The organism is Streptomyces sp. NPDC085524, from assembly GCF_044541755.1.
Lineage (GTDB): Bacteria > Actinomycetota > Actinomycetes > Streptomycetales > Streptomycetaceae > Streptomyces.
Genome location: NZ_JBITTH010000040.1, coordinates 24,019 through 41,426, shown reverse-complemented (window position 1 = coordinate 41,426; position 17,408 = coordinate 24,019). Strand labels below are relative to the sequence as shown.

Genomic DNA, 17,408 nt, shown 5'->3' with positions numbered 1-17,408 from the left:
GATGAGCCCCCAGGACGCCGCCCCCGACGAACCGGCCGAACTGACCGTGCACTGCCAGGACGACAGGGCCGTCTCCGTCAGGTTCTGCGACCTGTTCGACGAGGACCCGGACTGCGTGCATTACGCCATCGAGGGGCGCGCAGCAGGCCTGAGCGCCCGCCTGGACGGCGTGGCAGCCTGGAACCGGGGCACCGACCTGGCTCCTTTCCTGGAGGAGCTGTCCGAAAGCTTCCGAGGCTGGGACGGAGAGCGCGTCTGGCAGACCAACGACCGCGATCTCACCGTCAGAGCGGTCTTCCGCTCGGGCGGCCACGTCGGGCTGACCTGGACGCTCCGTCCGTGGCGCACGTCCGTCGGCAGCTGGGAGGCATCCGTCACCACCTGGCTCGAAGCCGGTGAGCAGATGTCCACGCTCGCAGCGGATGTCCGGCACTTCCTCGGCCAGGGGGCGGGTCGGCGTGAGTGACATGCAGCTCGTCTGGACTCTGGGGGGACCGGGATGGGCCGACTGCACCATCGCCGATCATCAGGGGGAAATCGAGGTCACGGCCTCGTACATCTCCCCAGCCCCCGAGGACCTGCTGACGGCGGTGACCCGCCTCGTCACCGGTGCAGCGGAGACGCGCCTGCAATTCGAGGCGTAACCCACCGCGTTCCGCTGGATTCTCCACCGCGAGGGCACCGACGTGTGGATTCGTTTGCTGGAACTGACCAATGGCAGCAGACACGACAACACCGGAACCGAAATCCGGTTGAGCCTGGAAACCACCTGAGCCTGGCCGAATCCGCAACTGCCCGATCGAAAAATGGAGTTGTCGCCCACCCCTCGCCTTGCGAGACTCCGGTGGCCCTTTCGGCAGCCCGCCGTACAGGGCTCCACGAATGAAATGCGGGGGGATTGCATTTTGATGCAGCACGCAATGAGGCGGACCCTGGCCCGCACGGCCGCCGGGTTGGGGCTCGTACTGGCTCTGACCACGGGAGGCCTTCTGGCGGCGACCGGCGCGCACGCACAGGCGGTGACGGAGGGGACCGTCAGCTTCAGCGGCGATGCAGGGGACTACATCAGCGGCGGCAAGACCTACGCCTACTCCGCCGCCACGGACGGAATCCAGGTGAGCGGATCCGCCGCGAACAGCATGATCGACGTCAACATCAACGGCGCCAACGGCGACTGGTGGTCGATCTCACTGGCGGCGCCGGACGGGCAGCGGCTCCACACCGGCACGTACGAGGGAGCCACCCGCTACCCGTTCAACGACGGCTCCCCGGGCCTCAGCCACAGCGGCAACGGCCGTGGCTGCAACACGCTGACCGGGGCGTTCACCATCTCGAACATCAGCTGGGGACCCAATGGCTACGTCGAAGCGCTCGACGCCGTCTACGAACAGCACTGCGAGGGCGGAACGCCCGCCCTGCGCGGCCAGGTGCACATCAAGAACGCGGCCGCCCCTGCCGAACTGTCGCTGGGCGTAGGGGTGTCCGTCGAGGGGAAGGCCAGCGCGCTCAACGGCAAGGCAACCGTCCACGGCAAGGTCACGTGCAACAAGCCTGCCCGCGTCGACGTGACGGGCCTGGTGACCCAGGTCAAGCGGAACATCCTGATCCGCGGCTCGTACAGCACCACGGTCGCGTGCGTGCCCGGCACACCCGCTGCATGGAGCGCCGAGGCGGACCCCACGGGCACCACCCCCTTCCAGGCCGGTGACGTCGAGGTCAAGGCCACTGCGAGCGCGGTCGACAGCGACTACCGGGTCACCGTCACCGCGAGTGACATCAAGGCAGTCCACCTGACCCGGGTGAAGCGGTAGCAGGACCGGGCAGCACGGAACCCGTGCGCCGTGACGAGATCTGCCCGTGAGCCGGCTCCTGGACGGTTCGTGAGATCCCGTCCGATCGCTTCGGTCGGACGGGATCTCTGCGTCTCCCGGCCCGCGGGCGATCCGGCCCCGCGCGTACGCCGCGGCGGGCCTGAGGGCAGGGCCTCATCGCCGTGCGAGCCCGGGCACTTCGGTCTCGGTCGGGTGACGACGGAGAGCTGTGTGCCGAGCTCGCTGTCCAGCCTTCCGCCTTCAGGAGCGTATCGGCGGCGCGGTCGGCTGTTCGTGACAGTGCGTCATGCAGAAATCCGCACGGTCCTTGCGGCCTCCCGCATTGACACCCGCTCCGTGCTCACCGGCCGGGTCGCGCGGACACAGCCGCCCAAGGGGGAACTGGCGTCCGTGACGGGGGCGCAGCGCAGCCGCGCCCCTTCGGCCCTGGGTCAGGAGCTCTTTCCCTGTGCCGCGGCGACGCCCGTCGGCCCGTCGCCCACGGCCACTGTGTCCGTGGCGCGGCCGGTCGAGGTGTCGATGACCGACAGGCTGTCCGCCTCGAAGTTGCTGACGTAGACCCGGGAGCCGTCCGGGCTGACGGCGAGGCCGTTCGGGCTGTCTCCCACCGTGATGGTCTCCGTGACGGCACCGCGGCGCGTGCTGATCGCGGACACGGTGTCGGACCCGATGTTGGCGACGTACACCTGGCGGCCGTCCGGTCGCACCCCGATTCCCGCGGGCTGGGCTCCGACCGGGATGCGGTCCGATTCCGTGCCGTCGGGGACGTCGACCACCGACACGTCGCCAGAAGTCATGTTGGCCACGTACAGGTGACGGCTGTCGGGGGTGAGCACCAGGGCGGTCGGTCCGCCGCCGACGGGGATGGTGCCGGTGACCGTGCCCGCGGCGGTCCGGACCACTGAGACGGTGCCGGAGGCGGCATTGGCGACGTACAGGGTGCATCCGTCGGGTGTCACCGCCAGACCCAGCGGGGCATCGCCCACCTGGATGGTGTCCGTCACGGCACGGGTGCGGGTGCTGATCACGGACACGTCGTCCGATGCGACGTTGGCGACGTAGACGTTCCGGTTGTCCGGGGAGACCGTCACTCTGCTCGGTTCGTCCCCGACCGCGACGGTGTCGATGACCTTCCTGGTGCGGGCGTCGATGACGGATACGGTGTCCGCCGCGGAATTGGTGACGTACACGCGGGACCCGTCCGGGCTGACGGCCACGCTGTCCGGTCCGTCGCCGACGGGGACGCTGTCCACGACCGTGCCGGTGTCGGCAGCGACGACCGACACCGTGTCGGAGTGGAGGTTGGCGACGTAGACGAAGGCTTCGGAGTGTGGGGACGATCCGGCTGCTGCCGTCCCGGCAGATGCGCCGGCCAGGTTTCCCGGTCCCATGAGTACTGCTGTCGCGCAGAGCACCAGGGCTGCTCGCCGCCCCATGTCCTGATTGCTCGTCATGGGACCACGCTAGGACTCCGGAGCGGGAAGGGACGTGAGGCTCGCGCGGCTGCTGACCGCACGGCGCATCTGTGCGGGGGGCGAGCCGCGACCCCGGCATCGGTGGCCACCGGGCGCCCGGCCGCCTGACGGGCCCGGTTCGCTCCGGGCGGGGCCCGGGCCCTCCGGCCGTGCGCCGGTGCCGAACAACTCCGGTACGAGATCGGGACGTTGTCGTCACGCCCCTGGGCTGGCCCCCGTGGCCGAAAGCAGGCTCAGTGGAAGCGGGACACCCCAGCACGCTGATGCAGGAGGATCTGGCGCCATGAGCGACGGCAGACGCGGGCCGGACGTACCTCGTCCGGACGAGAACGCGGGGGCGGCCGCCCGCGCGGAGGACGACGATTCACCCGGGACGAGCACACCCCACGGGACCACCCCGAGCGGCGAGGGCGGTTCCACCGACCCGACCCCGGGCCAGGACGGCATCATCGTCCAGGGCGGACGCACGGCCTCCGCGGTCGTGGGGCGGCAGCTGGGCCACGACCCGGCCACCATCGTGCCGCAGGCCGTGGGGACGCCCAGTGGCGTCGATCCGTCCGCCGCGCCCGCCCCCTCGCTCTCCATCGACAACACCGCCCCGACCCCCGTTCCCAGCAGTAGCGTCCCGGCCGCGGGTGCGCGATCACCGACGCCCGCCGCCTCCGCCCCGCCCGCCCACACCGCCTCGCCCGGCCGGTCGGCCCCGCCCGCGCAGCCGAAGCCGTCCAGCACGCCCGCTCCGGCCGCCGTGCCCGTACTGGCGTTGCGCCCGAACGGCGTCCAGGAGTACTGCGTGAACGGGGAGTGGCCGAACAGCCTGGTGGTCCGCAACAGCGGGAGCGGCCATCTGGACTGGTCCGTCGGCAAGCTGCCCCCAGGGGTCACCGTCAGCCAGAGCAGTGGCTCCCTCGCCGCCGACGACTCCCAGGTGCTCACGCTGGGCGGCCGGACCGAGCAGCAGCCTGCGAACGGCAGGTTCACGATCGGCTTCACCGGCAACGGCGGCAGCGGCCAGGTGACCGTCACCTGCGCCTGACGGGCGCGCTTCCGCGCCCGGCGGGTGTGAGGGAAGCGTGCTGCCGCGCACTGTTTCCGGCGCCCACAGCCACCTCCGTGCGGCGCGAGTCCCAGGGAGAAGGCGACTCGCCGAGCCCGGTCGCCGCACGGCTCTTCATCCGGCCCGGAGCTTGTCGAGGTGCTTGTCGACGTCGAGGAACTCCTCCCCCGCGCCGATGACCGCGTACGTCTGCTCGAGGAAGGCCGCGATCCTGGACGCCTGCACGAAGATGACGGCCTTCCCTTGCCGCTCGCCGTTCCGACCGCGCAGGTCGACCCGGAGTTCGCCGACACCGGCTTCCTGGTGCGGGCGGAACGCGACGTCACCTTCACCCACGGGACGGTGGAGTCCCTCGGCCAGCATCTGCCGGTCGAAGTGCCAACACGCCAGGAGGGTGAGGCCGTCGAAGAACTCGGCCTGAACCTCGTACGGGTCGCCGTCGTCGTACGAGAAGCGGCCTGAAAGACGCAAACGGCCCGTCGCCACATCAAGGCGCACGGGGATCAGAGCGGACACGAAGGACATCGACAGCCTCCTCGAAGGGCATCACGGCCGCCCTCGTATGCCCCGCTTCACCCATGGCACACCCCTGATCGGGAAAGCCGAAATGCGTTGGCACAAGCGGGGCTTGGGGGCTGCGATCGGGGACACCTGCTCCGGGTGAGCAGGGCGTCGAGCCGGTCGTCCAGATCGCCCCCGCCCGTGGCCGCCGTGTCCAGCAGGTGGGCCAGGGTGTCCTGCCGTTCGAGACGGACCTCCTGCTCGGTGTACGTCACGTCGGGCAGCGCGCCGAGGAAACACGGTCACCCACCACCCGACGAAGCAGGTCACCGCGACCGCCGTCTGCGGGCTCTACGATCCCCGGACCCGCGTCGTGCGCCGGGCCCGCGCGGGGCACCTGCCGCCCGTACTCGTCCGCAAGGGCGAGGCGCAGGCGGTTCTGGCTGGCCGGCAGGGCCACCTGGCCGATGAGGGACTCGCCGAGGTTCGCCGACCTTGCCCGGCGCGTGCCCGGTGATGGACCGGGTGAGGTCACCTTCGGCAACGGCACTGGTGACGGCGGCGATGGCCCGGACCTGGCGGGTGAGGTTGCCGGCGAGCTCGTTGACGTTCTCGGTCAGCCTCTTCCATGCGCCGGAGACCCCTTCCACTTCGGCCTGGCCGCCGAGCCGGCCCTCGCTGCCGACCTCGCGGGCCACGCGGGTGACCTCGGCGGCGAACGCGGAGAGCTGGTCGACCATCGTGTTGATGGTGGTCTTCAGCTCCAGGATCTCGCCCCGGACGTCCACGGTGATCTTCTGTGAGAGGTCCCCCCGCGCGACGGCCGTGGCCACCTGGGCGATGTTGCGGACCTGATCGGTGAGGTTCCGGCCATGAAATCGACCGAATCCGTACGGTCCAGCCAGGCTCCGCCGACGCCGGGAACCTCGGCCTGGCCGCCCAGCGTGCCGTCGGTGCCCACCTGGTGAAGGCTGACGCCCGCTCAGCGGACACCGCGGCCGTCACGGGGCGAGGGCGTCCTGAACGCTCGGGTGCAGGGACAGGACCGTATCGGCACCGGTCAGGGCGAACAGGCGGCGCAGTTGGTCACCCGGAGCGACGATCCGCAACACGGTCGAACGGTGCAGTCGCAGCAGCAGATTGAGGAAGGAAGAGTCGCCGAAAGTGACGGAACTCGCGTCCAGGACCACCACCGCATACCGGTCCGCGGCCGCCGTCAGGGCCCTCTCCAGCGAGGGCAGGGTGTCCTGGTCCCACTCTCCGCGTGCCGTGACGACCCAGCCGGATCCGGCCGGATGACCGCCCTCGACCACGCCTTCGCCCTGCACGTCCGCTCCGGCCATGTCCGCCTCCCCTGATCGCACCTCCACCCGTTCCGGATTGGAGTATGCATGCTCGATCACGGCGGGGCGATGCCGCGGTTGTCCGCTCCGTCCCCCATGGCACAGGTCACACACGGTCGCCGAAGTCCGCATGTGTAGGACCCGGAAGCCGGGGCAGAAGCGCGGCTGCAGCCATCGACAACAGGGAGGGACCCGCCACCATGCTCCGTTCGGCCGCAGTCGTGAGCCCTGAACGTACGACGGACCACCGCGCGCCGGCCTGTCCGCCGGTCACGGCGGAAGAGGCGGCTCGGGACGTCCCGCTCCCCCGGATCGAGCAGGCCCGGGAGGTCGCACCTTCGGACGCCAGGGAGCTGTCGAGGCTGTTCTTCGGCAAGCTGCGCTCCCTGGAGGAGGGCACGCGGGAGTACCAGTACGCCCGCAACACCCTGATCGAGATGAACCTCTCCCTCGTGCACTACGCGGCCCGCCGGTTCCGCGCCCGGGCGACCGGGGGCTCGCTCGACATGAACGACATCATCCAGGTCGGGACGATCGGGCTGATCAAGGCCATCGACCGCTACGAACCGGAGCGCGAGGTCGAGTTCTCGACGCTCGCGCTCCCGTACATCACCGGTGAGATCAAGCGGCACTTCCGGGACACCACCTGGGCCGTCCACGTCCCGCGCCGCCTCCAGGAGTTGCGCTCCGTGCTCGCGAAGGCGCAGGAGGCCCTCACCGAGACGCTGAACCGGGCGCCGACGGTCAAGGAGGTCGCCCGGCACCTCGGGCTGTCGGAGGAAGAGGTGATAGACGGCCTGGTCGCCTCGAACGGCTACACCAGCGGCTCGCTCGACGCCGCCGGCGAGACGGACGCGCACTCCGGCCGCCCCGCCGCCCTGGCCGACACCCTCGGCGACAACGACCCCGGCATGGAGCTCTTCGAAGAGTTCCACACCCTCGCACCGCTGCTGCGTGAACTGGCGCCGCGGGACCGGCTGATCCTGAGCATGCGGTTCGGGCAGGAGAAGACCCAGGCCGAGATCGGCGCCGAACTCGGCATCTCCCAGATGCAGGTGTCGCGGCTGCTCTCACGCACGCTCGCCCGGCTGCGCGCCGGAATGCTCACCTCATAGGAGTTCCTGGTGGCCCTGACAGCCGTACCGCTGGAAGACCGCACCGGCGCGCGCCTCAGCGGCAGCGGGGACCTGGACAGCCGGTCGGCGCTGTGCACGGCACTGGCCGCGGTCAGCGGGATGGCGGGTCCCGTCGTACACCTCGACCTGTCCGCCGTGAGCTTCCTCGACACGGCCGCCGTGGCCACTCTGGTGCAGGCATCGGCCCTCCTGCTCGGCCAGGGCCGGTGCCTGCTGCTCCACAACCCGCCGTACTCGCTCCGCAAGGTCGTGGAGATGTTCCCGGACGAATGTGCCGCGCTGGAGGTCGCAGCATGATCACCGTTCCAGCGGCCGACCGACCCGGGACTTTCGTGCATCCCGCGCTGTTCTACCGGGGTCTCGACGAGTACCTCGTCGGGGTGGGCGGATTCGTGCGCAGCGCGCTCGCGGCGGCCGAACCGGTCCTGGTCGCCGTACCCGCACCCCGGCTGGGTCCACTGCGGGAGAGCCTGGGCGGGGAGGTCCCGGGCGTCGAGTTCGTCGACATGGAGCAGCTGGGCCGCAACCCGGGCCGGATCCTCTCCGCACTGCAGGATTTCGCCGGACGGCACGAGGGACGACCGGCCCGCATCGTCGGCGAGCCGATCTGGCCGGGCCGTTCGCGGGCCGAGGTCCTGGAGGCCACGCGGCACGAGGCTCTGATCAACACGGCCTTCGCGGGCCGCGACGCCACCATCCTGTGCCCGTACGACGTGGCCGGCCTCGCCTCCGGAGTGGTCGCCGACGCCCGGCGTACGCATCCCACGCTGAGGGAGGCGGGCCGCGAACTGGCGAGCCCCGCGTACACCGACGCGTCGGTCGTGAGCGCTGCATGCGACCTTCCGCTGGCCGAAGCCGGTCCGGGAGCGGTCGGCCTCGACTACACGGGCGGGGAACTGGCCCGGGTCCGCGAGTTCGCCGAGGCATGGGCTCGCGGGACGTCACTGGCCGCGGACCGGCGGGGCGACCTCGTCCTGGCCATCGGCGAGGCCACGGCCAACTCGCTCGCCCACGGAGGCGGCCACGGCACCCTGCGGTTGTGGAGCGTCGCGGGGCGGGAGATCGTGGCCGAGGTCCGCGATGCCGGCCACCTGGCCGATCCGCTGGCCGGCCGCCGGCGTCCCGCGCTCGCCTCCACCCACGGCGGGCGCGGCCTGTGGATGATCCACCAGCTGTGCGACCTCGTCGAAATCCGGGCCACGCGCTCCGGACTCACCCTGAGACTGCACATGGCCGCCGGCTGAGCACTCGTGCCACCCACACGGTTCCGGCACTAGACGTCGCCGGAACCTACCGAAGCAGCCGGGGAACCCGAGCGGTCACCACGAGACGAGAGCCGTGTCAGCGGCGGGGGTGAGAGCACAGTGACGAGCAGCGGATCGCAGACCGGCCGATCGCCGGCGCAGCGGCCCGGGGTACCGGTACAACGTCGGCGCCGGGCACTGGCCGGAGCCCACGGCCAGGTCGCCAAGGGCCGCGACTTCATGCGGCAGGCGCTGCGGGACTGGGGCTGGGACGGGACCGAGACCTCGCAGGACGCCCTGCTCGTCGTCTCCGAGCTGGTGACCAACGCCGGTCTGCACGCAGGTGGTTGCACCGAGCTGGTCCTCGCCCGCGGTGACGTCCTGCGCATCGAGGTGCTCGACGGCTCCACGGCCCCGCCCCGCCGCCTGTCCTCGCCCCGGCGCGGGGTCCCGGGCGGCCACGGGCTGTACATCATCGACCGGCTCTGCAACCGCTGGGGTGCCGAGGTGCATGCCGAGGGCAAGCGGGTGTGGGCGGAGATCGACGCCTCCCGGCTGGTCTCCGGCAGGCCCCGGACCGGTTGAGGGCACCGCGCGGCGCGCCGCGTGCGGGGCGGGCGCGGCACGGCGGAGCTGCGCGAAATCAGCGTACGTCGCGATGCGGGTGCGGAGGGCGCGTTCCCCGGCGGACGGTCCGGATGCCGCGGTGCGCGCAAGAACCACGCCGCCGGCGCGGGGCGTTCGGGTCCGGCATCGCTTCGTGGATGACCCTGGCTCGACCGGGCGCACGAGGGGCAAGGCGGCAGCGCGCTCGGCCCGCTGATCAACGTCGGTCTCGCCGGCCGATCGCCGCCGGGATCTTGCGAAACGCGTCCACTGGACGCATGATGTGCGTCCAGTGGACGCACACGGTCGCATGAGGGCAAGGGGACGTCGTGGAGGAACGGACGGCAGACGGCATCGCGGGGAGCGGGACGGCAACGGCCCATGCGGCAGGCGGCCTGCACCGCAGCGCCTTCGTACCGCGCCAGGAGGACCTGGAGGTGGCGCTGCCCCCGGTGTTCGACGACCCGGCGCAGGAGCGCGAGCACCGCAAGCAGCGGCTCGCCGGGGCCTGCCGCGTGTTCGGCCGGTTCGGGTTCTCCGAGGGCGTGGCGGGGCACATCACGGTGCGCGACCCGGAGTATCCGGACATGTTCTGGGTCAACCCGTTCGGCATGTCCTTCCGGCACATCAGGGTCTCCGACCTGATCCTGGTCGACCACGAGGGCCAGGTCCGCCACGGCCGGCGCCCCGTCAACCGCGCGGGGTTCGTGATCCATTCCGCCATCCACGCGGCCCGCCCCGACGTGGTGGCCGCCGCCCACGCGCACGCCGTGCACGGCAAGGCCTTCTCCAGTCTCGGCCGCCTGCTGGATCCGATCACCCAGGACGCCTGCGCCCTGTACGAGCAGCACACCGTCCACCGGGACGGCGCCGGTGCCGTGGTGATCGAGGAGGAGGCGGGCCGCCGGCTCGCCGCGGGGCTGGGGCCGCACAAGGCCGTCATCCACCAGAACCACGGCATCTTCACCGTCGGCGAGTCCGTCGACGAGGCCGCCTGGTGGTTCATCTCCATGGAGCGCAGCGCCCAGGCGCAGCTGCTGGCGCAGGCAGCCGGCACACCGCTCCTCATCGATCCCGAGGCCGCCCGGCACACCCGAGACCAGACCGGCTTCCCGCTCGCCGGCTGGTTCTCCTTCCAGCCCCTGTGGGACGAGATCGTCCGCACCGACCCCGACCTCTTCGAGTAGGACCCGACATGGCAACCGCCCCCGACCGACGCCCGCCCGTCGAAGGCCCGGGGCCTGCGGACCCCGGTTCCGCCTCGTGGTGGCAGGCACGCTACGCCGAGCGCGATCGGCGCCGGCCCCGCGCGGGCGGGCTCACTCTCGACCGGATCGCCGCGGCCGCACTCGAACTGGCGGACCGCGACGGGCTCGAGGCCCTCACGATGCGGAGCCTCGGGGAGCACCTCCAGGTGCGCCACACCTCTCTGTACCGCCACGTGGCGAGCCGGGAGGAACTCCTGATCGAGACCGTGGACCACATGCTGGGCGAGATCCGGCTGCCTTCCCTCGACGGGGACTGGCGGGTCGGCGTGGAGCAAGGGGCGCGGGAGTTCCGTCGGGTCCTGACCGCTCACCCGGCCCTCGTACCGGCCCTGACCAGCGGACAGTTGCTCGGGCCCAACGCCCTGCGGGCCCGCGAGCACGCCCTGGGGCAGCTCCTCACCGCGGGGTGGGCCCCGCGCACGGCCGTGCACGTCTACCTCACGGTCACCCACTTCGTGATCGGCTCCGCCGTGCTCGACACCGGTGGCGCGGCCCGGACCGGCCCGCAGCGTGCGGCGATGAGCGCACTGTTCGCCGGCCTGCCGCCCCAGACGCACCCGGTGGTCCGCCGCCACGCAGACCTGCTCAACTCCCCCGACGGACTCGACGAGTTCGCATTCGGGCTGCGCGTGCTGCTGTCGGGACTGGGCCACTTGTACGCCGAGGAGGCGGGAGCATGAAGAGCCGTCCGGTCCTGCCGCCGTTGGACCAGTGGACACGGGGCGGCACCCGCGTCCCGGTCGGGGCGCACGAGGTGTTCGTCCGCCAGGACGGCCCTGCGGACGGGGCGCCCGTGACCCTGCTCCACGGCTTTCCCACGTCCTCCCACGACTGGGCGGCGGTCGTCCCCTCTCTTGCCGGGGCCGGACTGCGGGTCACGACCCTGGACTTCCTCGGCTTCGGAGAGAGCGACAAACCGCGCCGGCACACGTACTCCGTACTCGACCAGGCCGCCTTGGTCGAGGAGGTGTGGCAGCGGACCGGCATCGGACGCACCGCCCTGGTGGCCCACGACTACGGAGTCAGCGTCGGGCAGGAGCTGCTGGCCCGGGATCCGTCGCGCATCACCCGCATGGCCTGGCTCAACGGCGGGCTCTACCCCGACCTGCACCGCCCGATACGGACGCAGCGCCTGCTGCACGGTCCGCTCGGCCCGCTGCTCGCGCCCCTGACCACGCGCCGCCGGTTCGGGTCGGCCCTGCGCGGTGTGCTCGGCCGGGAGCTGTCGGACGAGGACGTGCGGGAGCTGTGGGCGGCCGCGTCCCGGGCAGGCGGCCACCGGCGCGCGCCGCGGCTGCTGCGCTACATCGACGAGCGACGACGCCATGCCGGACGGTGGACGGCCGCCCTGGAGGAGTACCCCGGCCCGGCGCTCTTCGTATGGGGGCCGGCCGATCCCATCAGCGGTGCCCATGTGCTGGAGCGGGTGCGCACGAGGCTTCCGCGGGCCTCGGTCGTCGAACTCACCGGACCGCCTGCGGTCGGGCACTATCCGCAGCTGGAGGATCCGGTGGTCGTCGCAGGCGCACTGAGGTCCTTCCTCACGGCCTGAGGCCGGAGCGAGGCCGACGGTCTCTTCACGGCCCTACGGCTCGGCCCGGACCTGCGCGTTCGACGGTGGAGCGGACCCGTACCAGGGCCGGCCTGGCCGGAGCCGATCCGAAGCCGAAGCGCACCGGCGGGAAGACGGGGGCGAGGGGGCCGAGGTCGATCCCGTCGAAGGACGCGTCGGCGGCGACGATCGGCCACAGGTCGGCGGCCGCGTACCACTGCCGGTACCCGGGGCGTGAGCTCCCCCGGGTCCGTACGCCGGCCATCAGGCGGGCGGGGACGTCGGCCACGGCCGCCCACAGCGGCCTCCTGGCGAGCGGCCGCGGGACGGCCCGCAGCGCGTACCCGAGGGCGCCACGGCGGCCGACGGTGAAGCACAGGACCAGGGGACCGGCCACGACGTCCCACACCCCGTCGCGCCTGCACACGCTCACCGGGCCCGTCCGGACCTCGTCGAAGTGGTAGATGCCCGCGACGTACTCCGCGGTGCGGGGGGTGGGTGCCAGCAGCAAACGCCGGCCGTCGGCGCGTTCCAGCATCACGTCGCTGAACGGGCCGAAGGGCGATTCGGGCCAGTGCCCGACGACCACGCGCGTGCCTGACCCCGTTCCGGCGGCGGCGATCCAGCCGTCGAAGCTCAGCCGTTCACGTCCCACTCCCCTTGAGTACCCCTTGCCGTGGCCGCGTATGCAGGGGGCGGCCGGGCGGCGTGGGCGGCGAAGCGGTCGACACCGGCTTACTGGTGGGACTCGCGGGGCGATGTGCACCGCCGCCGGCACCGGGAGAACATACTGTGGAGCCTCCACCGGACGGTCCACGACCGTCCCGGCGCTGCCCCCTCGCCGATCGAGCACCCTCACATGCGCGAACTCACCTACACCGCCTCGACGAGACTCCTGGTCGGAGGGCTGCTCTGGGCTTCGCTGATCCAGATCTTCGTGGTCAACGACTTCATCGTCCTTCCCCGTGCTTCGAGTCAGGACCTGGTGGATCACATCATCTCGGCGCTGGGAGTGACGCGGTGCGGCCGCATCGGGGGGTTCCGCTTCTGCTCTCCCTGGCACGAGGCCGCCGACGTCGCGTGGATCATCGGGGGACTGTGTCTGGCGTCGGGCGCGCTGGTCAACGTGGTGGTCTTCCCGCCGGACCGGCTCCGGAACCTGACGTTCGGCGTGCTGGCCGTCAGCGGACTGGGGCTCGTGTCCACCGGCTGCAATCCCTACAACCTCCGTCCGGCGGTGCACCTCCTGTCCGCCGGAACGTGCTTCTTCACCGGGGCCGTGGGCGTATTGCTGCTGGGAAGCATGCTCGTACAGGCTCAGCGGCCGTACTGGGGTGCGGCCGGCATCGTGTGCGGTGCGACGTCCGTGGTCTTCGCCATGCTCACGGGACTCAGACCGGACCCCGGTGTCCAGGGCCTGTTCGAGCGGGCTGCAGCCTGGCCCAGCGTCGTGCTGATCATCTACACGGGTGCCGTCATCGCCGTGTACGCCCGGCGGGGGTCCCGCAACGCCGGCCCGTGACCCCTCAGCGGGGCGTTCGCTCCCGCCCGGTCTCCGCCCCCGCCGCGGGCTCGGCCGTCACCCTCGTACCCGGGTGCAGCAGGGTGCACAGGTGCGCCGCTCCCAGTGCGATGGCCATCCCGTAGAAGACCCACTGGTTGGCCTGCGCGAAGTCCATGCGTACGTCGGGAAAGGCGCCGCGCATCACCGCGGAAGCCGGTCCGCCGCCGATGGGCCGGTGGTCGTCCGGGTGCCCGATGACCGCTTCCGCGATGCCGCGGGCCGCACCCCGTGCTTCTCCCTCCGCAAGACCCCTCGTCGTGAGTATCTGCATGATCCGGCTGGTCGTGACGTGCGTGAGGACCGAGCCGAAGACCGCCATGCCCAAGGCGCCCGCGTAGTTGCGCACGGTCTGGGTGATGCCGGTGACCTCTCCGTACGAGCTGCCGGTCGCCCGGTTGACGGCGTCGGTGGAGGCCGGAGAGAGCAGGAGGCCCATGCCCGCTCCGGCCAGGCAGGCATAGGGCCACTGGTCGTGGGCGGACAGGTCCGTCAGATGCGCCGCCCAGAGGGCGAAGCCCGCGCAGCCGATCGCCGTACCCAGCCTCATCGCGGGCCGGGCACCGCGCTTGTCGAGGATCCTGCCACCCACCTGGGCCGCGAGGCCGAAACCCACGAAGAAGTACAGGAGGTAGAGCGCGGCCTGGTGGGGCGACGCGCTGAGCGAGATCTGCGCGTACACCGAGGCGAAGAACATCACGGGGACGAAGGCCAGCATCGTGAAGAAGAGCACCAGGCTGTCGGCCGTGAACGCCCGGTCCCGGAAGACCCGCAGCTTGATCAGCGGTTCGCGGGTGTGCAGTTCGTAGCCGCAGAAGAGCGCGAGGACGACGAGTCCGCCGATGATGCACGCCCAGGTCGCCGGGTCGGTCCAGCCCCAGACGGACGCCTGCTGGATGCCGAAGACGTTCAGGCCCATACCGGCTGCGACGAGCACGGCCCCCGGCACGTCGATGCGTTCGGGCCGGCGGATGTCGGGGATGCGGGCGAGCGCGGTCAGGACGAGTGCGACCACGGCGACGGGAAGGTTGATCCAGAACACGGCCCTCCAGGTCCAGGCGGTGAGCCAGCCGCCCACCAGCGGCCCGAGGGCGGTGAGGCACCCGGCGAGCACGTAGAAGAGGGCCAGCGCCCGGCCCCGTTTGCCGACCGGGAAGACGGAGACGACGACGGCGAGGGCGGACGGGAACACCATTGCCGCGCCCAGCCCTTGGAGGGCGCGGAAGACGATGAGCCAGGTCTCGGCGTAGCCCCCGGAGGGGACCGATCCGCACAGCACAGAGGAAGCGACGAAGACGAGCGTGCCCGCCACCACCACCCGCCGGTGACCGAAGACGTCGGAGAGGCGCCCGCCGAGCGCGAAGAACGCGGCGAGCGCGAGCAGGTAGGCATTGACCACCCGTTGCATTCCGGAGGACGACAGGCCGAGTTCCTCGACGATGCTCGGGGCGGCGATGCTGACAACCGTCTGGTCCACGAAGACCATCGAGACGGCGAAGATCATGGCCGTGAAAGCGAGCGTCCGGTGGGGAACTCCTCCCCGCCGGCCGGACTCCGCCGGCGCGGTCCCGCCCGGCACCCTTCTTCCACCCACACCATCGCGGGAGGCGCCCCCAGCGGCGCCCCCTCTGACCTTCACCGTTTCATCGTCGCTCCTGGGAAGCCGTGGCGCACGCCGGAAAGCGGTGCCGGGCGTTCCGGGGCCGGGGACCTCGACCCCGGAACGCCCCTCGGCACCCGGGTCAGACCTTGGTGCGGGTCACCGGGATCCACAGCTGGGCGTCGGACTGCGTCGGGTCGTCCTCCACCGGGCGGGTACGCAGGATCTCCGGCCCCGGGCGGTACTCGTACGGGTTGGACGGGATCCACTGGGCGGCCACGTCGGCCCACATCTGCTGCAACGCCTGCGGGAACGGCCCGGTGTTCTCGAACACGGCCCAGGTGCCGGCGGCGCAGTCCAGCACGTCGAGGTCCTCGGGCACCTCGGAGGTCGTCACCACGGCGTGGTAGTAGTCGAGTTCGCTGCCCTCCTCGAAGCCGTCGGACAGGCGTACGGTCACCGACAACACGCCCTCCGGGTCCTGGTCCGAGAGGCCGGCGATCCGGAGCATCGTCTCCTGCGAGATGCTCCGGATGTGCTCGGCGATGTGCGGATTGGCGCCCTGATAGATGAGTGGGACGCGGGCCTTCTTGCCGGCGACCCGGAATGCTTCCTTCTCCACGATGCGGTACCGCATGGTGCTGTTCCCTTCGACGGTGAGGCGGAAGGACAGCCGGGGCTGCGAGTTCAGAGCCGCGCCGGTACGCCTGGCCTCGCCCGGACCGACACCGTGCACGGCACGGAACGCCCGGGCGAAGGCCTCGCCCGAGGTGTAGCCGTAGCGCAGCGCGACCTCCAGCAAGGTCGGTTCCCCGGCCAGTACTTCGGCCCCGGCAACGGTGAGCCGCCGGCGCCGGACGTACTCCGACAGCGGCATCCCCGCCAGCGACGAGAACAGCCGCCGGAAGTGGTACTCCGACGTGACCGTGATCCGGGCCAGCGCTGCCACGTCGACGTGCCCGTCAAGGTGACCCTCGATGTGCTCCATGGCCTGGTTCAGCCGATCCAGCAACTCCGGCCTCCTTCCCTTTCGATCACCCACGTTAGGAAGGACCAAGCCTGCCGCACCCGACATCCTGTGCCCGCTCCGGTCGGGTGCGGGCGGCTACAGGACGATCCCGCTGGACGGAACCGAAGGACGCGTCGGCGGGAGGATCAACCGTGCCGACGTGGCGGACTTCCTCCTCTCCGCCACGACCGGCGACCTCAGGGTCCGCCGACGCGTCATCCTCACGTGCCGAGCGGTCCGGGCAGCCGGATCGCCTGGGCCAACGCCTCAGAGGTCGAAGGCATACACGTCAGAGCCCGGCGGCGGGTGCAACGACCCCTCGGATGCTGTCGATGATGCGGGTCCAGTTGTCGCCGCCGTACCCGTTCTTGATCGCGTGCCGGTAGTGGGCCTGCACTGCCAGGGGGAGCGCGAGGTCGAGGCCGAGTGACGCGCTGGTCTCGACGATGTGGTCCGTCGTCGCACCCATCATGGTGACCGTGCTGAGCTCACCGGGATGCTCTCCCGCATCCAGCGCGGTCCCCGGGTTCTCTTCACCCGCCCTCAGGATGGCGCCGATCGAATCCGCGGCGGAGAGCAGCTCGGGAAGCGCCTCCTTGGCCGGCATTCCTGCGGTGCCCAGCATCGCGGTGGCGTGCATCAGTGCGGACAGGGTGGTGAGGAACACCGTGAGCTGGGCTTGGTACATCATCTGGGCGAGACCCGGGTCCTCGCCCAGGTACTTAGGGGTTCCGAGCAGGGCCAAGGCCGCCAGGTGGCTCTCCAGCGCCTCGGCGCGGCCGCTGTAGTAGACGTAGGCCGCCTGCGTGCCGACCATCGGCGCAGGGACCATGACACCTCCGGTGAGGAAGGTGGCGCCGTGGCCGGCTGCCCAGGCCTCCGCCTCGCGGGTGCGTTCGGGAGTGTCGGAGCTCAGGTTGACCAGTGTCCGGCCGGCGAGCGATTCGGTGGCGCCGCCGAGGACGTCGTACATCGCCTGGTAGTCGGTGAGGCTGAGGATCACGAGGCTGCTGGCTTGGACCGCCTCGGCGGTGGTCGCCGCGAGGCGTGCTCCGTCAGCGACGAGGCCGTCGGCCCGACTCGCGGTGCGGTTCCATACGGTGACCGGGTGGCCGGCAGTGAGGAGGGTGCGTGTCATCGCCTGGCCCATCGGGCCGAGCCCGATCACGGTCACAGGGCTGTTCTGGCTGGTGGTGCGTTCCTGTCGTTCGTTCACCTCTCCAT

The 17,408-nt window shown here is 71.3% G+C and carries 19 protein-coding genes and 2 pseudogenes; 13 read left to right on the top strand and 8 right to left on the bottom strand.

All coding sequences use genetic code 11. The annotated features are described in order from the left end of the window. Position 1: 1 nt before the first annotated feature. The 3 genes from ACIGFK_RS39120 to ACIGFK_RS39110 all read left to right on the top strand — a co-directional run bounded on the left by ACIGFK_RS39120 (position 2) and on the right by ACIGFK_RS39110 (position 1,811). The gene (locus tag ACIGFK_RS39120) at positions 2-466 is read left to right on the top strand and encodes a DUF6228 family protein (RefSeq protein WP_400055627.1); all 465 of its coding nucleotides are present in this window, start codon (positions 2-4) and stop codon (positions 464-466) included. Then, the gene (locus ACIGFK_RS39115; protein WP_400055625.1) at positions 459-644 is read left to right on the top strand and encodes a hypothetical protein; all 186 of its coding nucleotides are present in this window, start codon (positions 459-461) and stop codon (positions 642-644) included. Before ACIGFK_RS39120 ends, ACIGFK_RS39115 begins: the two co-directional genes overlap by 8 nt. A gap of 264 nt (positions 645-908) precedes the next feature. Then, complete coding sequence (locus tag ACIGFK_RS39110) at positions 909-1,811, top strand: hypothetical protein (RefSeq protein WP_400055624.1); 903 nt, start codon at positions 909-911, stop codon at positions 1,809-1,811. A gap of 452 nt (positions 1,812-2,263) precedes the next feature. On the opposite strand, the gene ACIGFK_RS39105 is transcribed toward ACIGFK_RS39110, so the two are convergent. Further along, the gene (locus tag ACIGFK_RS39105) at positions 2,264-3,286 is read right to left on the bottom strand and encodes a beta-propeller fold lactonase family protein (protein WP_400055623.1); all 1,023 of its coding nucleotides are present in this window, start codon (positions 3,284-3,286) and stop codon (positions 2,264-2,266) included. 304 nt (positions 3,287-3,590) lie between these two features. On the opposite strand from ACIGFK_RS39105, the gene ACIGFK_RS39100 reads away from it, so the two are divergent. After that, positions 3,591-4,343 carry a hypothetical protein gene (locus tag ACIGFK_RS39100; protein ID WP_400055622.1) on the top strand — a complete coding sequence of 251 codons (753 nt, stop codon included), beginning with the start codon at positions 3,591-3,593 and terminating at the stop codon, positions 4,341-4,343. Between the two features lie 135 nt (positions 4,344-4,478). Here ACIGFK_RS39100 and ACIGFK_RS39095 read toward each other — a convergent pair whose 3' ends face one another. Continuing rightward, positions 4,479-4,889: an SsgA family sporulation/cell division regulator gene (locus tag ACIGFK_RS39095; protein ID WP_376657207.1), complete on the bottom strand. Its 411-nt coding sequence runs from the start codon at positions 4,887-4,889 to the stop codon at positions 4,479-4,481. Positions 4,890-5,160: 271 nt separating this feature from the next. On the opposite strand from ACIGFK_RS39095, the pseudogene ACIGFK_RS39090 reads away from it, so the two are divergent. Then, a pseudogene (locus ACIGFK_RS39090) lies at positions 5,161-5,295 on the top strand (SpoIIE family protein phosphatase); the annotation flags it as partial. Between the two features lie 55 nt (positions 5,296-5,350). Here ACIGFK_RS39090 and ACIGFK_RS39085 read toward each other — a convergent pair. Continuing rightward, a pseudogene (locus tag ACIGFK_RS39085) lies at positions 5,351-5,829 on the bottom strand (HAMP domain-containing protein); the annotation flags it as partial. A gap of 37 nt (positions 5,830-5,866) precedes the next feature. Beyond that, positions 5,867-6,268, bottom strand: coding sequence for an STAS domain-containing protein (locus ACIGFK_RS39080; RefSeq protein ID WP_376657208.1), 402 nt, complete (start codon positions 6,266-6,268; stop codon positions 5,867-5,869). A gap of 140 nt (positions 6,269-6,408) precedes the next feature. Here ACIGFK_RS39080 and ACIGFK_RS39075 point away from each other — a divergent pair, with 140 nt between their 5' ends. The 7 genes from ACIGFK_RS39075 to ACIGFK_RS39045 all read left to right on the top strand — a co-directional run bounded on the left by ACIGFK_RS39075 (position 6,409) and on the right by ACIGFK_RS39045 (position 12,014). After that, the gene (locus ACIGFK_RS39075; protein ID WP_386470273.1) at positions 6,409-7,323 is read left to right on the top strand and encodes a SigB/SigF/SigG family RNA polymerase sigma factor; all 915 of its coding nucleotides are present in this window, start codon (positions 6,409-6,411) and stop codon (positions 7,321-7,323) included. A 9-nt stretch (positions 7,324-7,332) separates the two neighbouring features. Then, positions 7,333-7,641 carry an STAS domain-containing protein gene (locus ACIGFK_RS39070; protein WP_376657210.1) on the top strand — a complete coding sequence of 103 codons (309 nt, stop codon included), beginning with the start codon at positions 7,333-7,335 and terminating at the stop codon, positions 7,639-7,641. Further along, a complete protein-coding gene (locus ACIGFK_RS39065; protein WP_386470270.1) occupies positions 7,638-8,588 on the top strand; it encodes an anti-sigma factor RsbA family regulatory protein in 951 nt (316 codons plus the stop codon). Before ACIGFK_RS39070 ends, ACIGFK_RS39065 begins: the two co-directional genes overlap by 4 nt. Before the next feature lie 120 nt (positions 8,589-8,708). Further along, positions 8,709-9,173, top strand: coding sequence for an ATP-binding protein (locus ACIGFK_RS39060; RefSeq protein WP_376657212.1), 465 nt, complete (start codon positions 8,709-8,711; stop codon positions 9,171-9,173). A gap of 416 nt (positions 9,174-9,589) precedes the next feature. Further along, on the top strand, positions 9,590-10,381 hold the full coding sequence (locus ACIGFK_RS39055) for a class II aldolase/adducin family protein (RefSeq protein ID WP_376657237.1): 792 nt from the start codon (positions 9,590-9,592) through the stop codon (positions 10,379-10,381). A gap of 8 nt (positions 10,382-10,389) precedes the next feature. Next, a complete protein-coding gene (locus ACIGFK_RS39050; protein ID WP_376657213.1) occupies positions 10,390-11,142 on the top strand; it encodes a TetR/AcrR family transcriptional regulator C-terminal domain-containing protein in 753 nt (250 codons plus the stop codon). After that, the gene (locus tag ACIGFK_RS39045; RefSeq protein ID WP_376657214.1) at positions 11,139-12,014 is read left to right on the top strand and encodes an alpha/beta fold hydrolase; all 876 of its coding nucleotides are present in this window, start codon (positions 11,139-11,141) and stop codon (positions 12,012-12,014) included. Before ACIGFK_RS39050 ends, ACIGFK_RS39045 begins: the two co-directional genes overlap by 4 nt. 25 nt (positions 12,015-12,039) lie before the next feature. On the opposite strand, the gene ACIGFK_RS39040 is transcribed toward ACIGFK_RS39045, so the two are convergent. Further along, positions 12,040-12,669, bottom strand: coding sequence for a hypothetical protein (locus ACIGFK_RS39040; RefSeq protein ID WP_400055620.1), 630 nt, complete (start codon positions 12,667-12,669; stop codon positions 12,040-12,042). A gap of 204 nt (positions 12,670-12,873) precedes the next feature. On the opposite strand from ACIGFK_RS39040, the gene ACIGFK_RS39035 reads away from it, so the two are divergent. Continuing rightward, positions 12,874-13,536 carry a DUF998 domain-containing protein gene (locus ACIGFK_RS39035; protein WP_386470262.1) on the top strand — a complete coding sequence of 221 codons (663 nt, stop codon included), beginning with the start codon at positions 12,874-12,876 and terminating at the stop codon, positions 13,534-13,536. A 4-nt stretch (positions 13,537-13,540) separates the two neighbouring features. Here ACIGFK_RS39035 and ACIGFK_RS39030 read toward each other — a convergent pair whose 3' ends face one another. The 3 genes from ACIGFK_RS39030 to ACIGFK_RS39020 all read right to left on the bottom strand — a co-directional run bounded on the left by ACIGFK_RS39030 (position 13,541) and on the right by ACIGFK_RS39020 (position 17,400). Beyond that, on the bottom strand, positions 13,541-15,079 hold the full coding sequence (locus tag ACIGFK_RS39030; protein WP_400055618.1) for an MFS transporter: 1,539 nt from the start codon (positions 15,077-15,079) through the stop codon (positions 13,541-13,543). Between the two features lie 238 nt (positions 15,080-15,317). Then, positions 15,318-16,187 (bottom strand): GyrI-like domain-containing protein, encoded by an 870-nt coding sequence (locus ACIGFK_RS39025; protein WP_376657218.1) that lies wholly within the window; start codon positions 16,185-16,187, stop codon positions 15,318-15,320. Between the two features lie 286 nt (positions 16,188-16,473). Further along, the gene (locus ACIGFK_RS39020; RefSeq protein ID WP_376657219.1) at positions 16,474-17,400 is read right to left on the bottom strand and encodes an NAD(P)-dependent oxidoreductase; all 927 of its coding nucleotides are present in this window, start codon (positions 17,398-17,400) and stop codon (positions 16,474-16,476) included. Between the last annotated feature and the right edge of the window lie 8 nt (positions 17,401-17,408).

Excerpts from the sequence above, each read along its gene's own strand:
- ACIGFK_RS39120 (WP_400055627.1), top strand. The coding sequence starts at position 2 with ATGAGCCCCCAGGACGCCGCCCCCGACGAACCGGCCGAACTGACCGTG.
- ACIGFK_RS39110 (WP_400055624.1), top strand. The coding sequence starts at position 909 with ATGCAGCACGCAATGAGGCGGACCCTGGCCCGCACGGCCGCCGGGTTG.
- ACIGFK_RS39105 (WP_400055623.1), bottom strand. The coding sequence starts at position 3,286 with ATGACGAGCAATCAGGACATGGGGCGGCGAGCAGCCCTGGTGCTCTGC.
- ACIGFK_RS39100 (WP_400055622.1), top strand. The coding sequence starts at position 3,591 with ATGAGCGACGGCAGACGCGGGCCGGACGTACCTCGTCCGGACGAGAAC.
- ACIGFK_RS39095 (WP_376657207.1), bottom strand. The coding sequence starts at position 4,889 with ATGTCCTTCGTGTCCGCTCTGATCCCCGTGCGCCTTGATGTGGCGACG.
- ACIGFK_RS39075 (WP_386470273.1), top strand. The coding sequence starts at position 6,409 with ATGCTCCGTTCGGCCGCAGTCGTGAGCCCTGAACGTACGACGGACCAC.
- ACIGFK_RS39065 (WP_386470270.1), top strand. The coding sequence starts at position 7,638 with ATGATCACCGTTCCAGCGGCCGACCGACCCGGGACTTTCGTGCATCCC.
- ACIGFK_RS39050 (WP_376657213.1), top strand. The coding sequence starts at position 10,390 with ATGGCAACCGCCCCCGACCGACGCCCGCCCGTCGAAGGCCCGGGGCCT.
- ACIGFK_RS39045 (WP_376657214.1), top strand. The coding sequence starts at position 11,139 with ATGAAGAGCCGTCCGGTCCTGCCGCCGTTGGACCAGTGGACACGGGGC.
- ACIGFK_RS39035 (WP_386470262.1), top strand. The coding sequence starts at position 12,874 with ATGCGCGAACTCACCTACACCGCCTCGACGAGACTCCTGGTCGGAGGG.
- ACIGFK_RS39030 (WP_400055618.1), bottom strand. The coding sequence starts at position 15,079 with ATGATCTTCGCCGTCTCGATGGTCTTCGTGGACCAGACGGTTGTCAGC.